This is a genomic window from Nocardiopsis sp. MG754419, from assembly GCF_018207095.1.
Taxonomy (GTDB): domain Bacteria; phylum Actinomycetota; class Actinomycetes; order Streptosporangiales; family Streptosporangiaceae; genus Nocardiopsis.
In genome coordinates this window covers 1-2,352 of the sequence record NZ_QOCZ01000279.1, presented here as the reverse complement: position 1 = coordinate 2,352, position 2,352 = coordinate 1, and the positions used below count along the sequence as shown (strand labels likewise).

Genomic DNA, 2,352 nt, shown 5'->3' with positions numbered 1-2,352 from the left:
TTCCTGGGCTTCCACGGCACGTTCCTGGTGCAGCACTGGCTGGGCGCCGCGGGCTTCCCGCGTCGTTACGCCGACTACCTGCCCGACGACGGCTTCACCCAGCTGAACCAGATCTCGTCGATCTCCTCGCTCGTCCTGGCCGGCTCCACACTGATCTTCTTCTGGAACATCTACATCACCGCGAAGAGGGCACCGCTGGTCACCGTCGACGACCCGTGGGGCTTCGGATGCTCCTTGGAGTGGGCCACCTCGTGCCCGCCGCCGCGGCACAACTTCACGACGCTGCCGCGTATCCGGTCCGAGCGTCCGGCCTTCGACCTCAACCACCCGCATGTGGCGTCGGCAGCCCGCACCGACCCCGAACGGAACTGACGGCACGATGAGGAGGAGACCGTTGTGAGCACCGGTGCCCGCCGTGGTGCGGGGGAGACGGGGAGTGGCCGCGCCGGCGTCGTCTTCGCGCTGCTCCTGTCCACGGCCACGCTGCTGATGGTGTGGACCTGGACCGGAGGGGTCCTGTTCGCCGTCGTGAGCGTGGTGCCGATCCTGGCCGTCCTCCTGTTCTGTCTGTGGGGCGGGGACCGGGCACCCTACGAGGCGATCGGCGGTCCCTGGGACGGAGCCCGTGTTCCGGCGCGGACCGTGGGGACGGACAGGGACGTCGTCGTCCTGCGCGCCCCGGGCGGGGGAGACGCCCGTTACGCGGTGGTCGGTGCGCGGGATCTGGTCTACCGGGGCCCCGGCGGGACCGTGGACTGAGCCCGCGCCGCCGCGGCGCGGGCACGGTTCGCGGTCCCGCCGGCTCCCGCGCTCGCACACCGATCGTCGGGAAAATGACGGTCAAGGGCGGCATGATTTCGCCTCGGGAGAGCGTGAGGGCCGGTCGTCCGGGTAGCCGACGGACCATGAGACTCGGTGAACGCATCCGCGAGATCGAACATGAGGACAGGCTCGACCCGGTGGTCGCCCGCGTGCAGGCGATCGCCGATCGGCTGCCGTCGGGGCGAGTACGGGACCTGCTCTACGGGGTCCCGATCGGGCATCCGCTCCATCCGGTCATGATCCATCTCCCCATGGGGGCCTGGACGGCCGCCGTTCTGCTCGACCTGTTACCCGGGGACCATCGCCGCAGCGCCCGCATCCTCGTGGACGCCGGTCTGCTCACCGTCCCACCGGCCGTGCTCAGCGGGCTCGCCGACTGGTCACGCCTGCACGAGCGCCAACAACGGGTGGGTGTGGTGCACGCGGCCGTCAACGGGGTGGGCACGCTGCTGTTCGGCGCCTCCTGCGTGGCACGGGCACGGGGCCGGTGGACGTGGGGCAAGGCCCTGGCGCTGGCGGGCCTCGGCGCCATCGGGGTCGGCGGTGCGCTGGGCGGACACCTGGCCTACTACCGCGCGAGCGGTGCCAACAGCGCCGACGCCTTCGTGGACCTGTTGCCCGAGGGTTGGCACGACCTGGGGCCGCTGGAACGGTATCCGCAGGACGCTCCCGCCGGTGACGAGGTGGAGGGGGTCCCGGTCATGGTCGCCAGGACCGGAGGCACGGTGTCCGTGCTGGTGGGGGCCTGCCCGCACATGGGGGCTCCCCTGGCCGAGGGGGAGCTGGTCGACGGGTGCGTGCGGTGTCCCTGGCACGGGAGCGAGTTCCGACTCGACGGCGGAACGGTCGTCCACGGGCCCGCGACCGCCGCAGCCGAGGCCCTGGAGACCTCCGTCGTCGACGGACGCCTGTGGGTCCGATCCCGCGCGTCCTAGCGCGGGGTCCGGCGCACGATGGGCACGGGCCGCCGGAGTCACCGAGACCGGCGCGGTCTCCGTCCACCCCGGTCGACCGCCTCGTCCCCGCCGCGGGGCCGCTCGCTCAGCGCAAAGGGGCCGGTCCGTTTCCGCGGACCCGCCGAACGACATCCACGTCGAGCATGATGATCCCCGGGCCACCGACCCGGACCCGGGGGAGCGCACACCGGTGGGGAGGCCCTCGCGGATGTCCGAACCAGAACGGACCGCCGATGGTCGTTACGTCGTGATCCGGGGAAGACGCTGGCGGGCCACCGATCCGTCGCTGCCGGAGGAGCCGCGCGAACGCCTGGTGCGCCATCTGATGGCGGCCCGCAGGGACATCGCCGCCGCCCTGCGACGGGACGATTCCGAGGCCGAACGCCGGATGCGGGATCGGGTGGGTTGGGCCAAACGCGGGCTGGGAGAGCGGGGGACCCCCTGGTGGGAGATGTCGCAAGACGACCGTCGCCGTCGCTGGGAGGAGGCCCTGCGCCACCTGGACACCGGATGAGGCCCGGGCCGCGCCCGCATCGACGCGGGCGCGGCCCTGCGCGCATCGGCCGTCACCACC

3 protein-coding genes and 1 pseudogene are annotated in these 2,352 nt (G+C 72.5%); all 4 read left to right on the top strand.

Features of this window, described 5'->3' with window-relative positions; all coding sequences use genetic code 11:
* Positions 1-372 (top strand): annotated as a pseudogene (locus DSY14_RS27570) (cytochrome ubiquinol oxidase subunit I); the annotation flags it as partial.
* Between the two features lie 24 nt (positions 373-396).
* Complete coding sequence (locus DSY14_RS27565) at positions 397-759, top strand: hypothetical protein (protein WP_211719526.1); 363 nt, start codon at positions 397-399, stop codon at positions 757-759.
* Positions 760-905: 146 nt separating this feature from the next.
* On the top strand, positions 906-1,757 hold the full coding sequence (locus DSY14_RS27560) for a Rieske 2Fe-2S domain-containing protein (protein ID WP_211719525.1): 852 nt from the start codon (positions 906-908) through the stop codon (positions 1,755-1,757).
* A 229-nt stretch (positions 1,758-1,986) separates the two neighbouring features.
* On the top strand, positions 1,987-2,292 hold the full coding sequence (locus DSY14_RS27555; protein WP_211719524.1) for a hypothetical protein: 306 nt from the start codon (positions 1,987-1,989) through the stop codon (positions 2,290-2,292).
* Positions 2,293-2,352: the final 60 nt, after the last annotated feature.

Excerpts from the sequence above, each read along its gene's own strand:
- DSY14_RS27560 (WP_211719525.1), top strand. The coding sequence starts at position 906 with ATGAGACTCGGTGAACGCATCCGCGAGATCGAACATGAGGACAGGCTC.
- DSY14_RS27555 (WP_211719524.1), top strand. The coding sequence starts at position 1,987 with ATGTCCGAACCAGAACGGACCGCCGATGGTCGTTACGTCGTGATCCGG.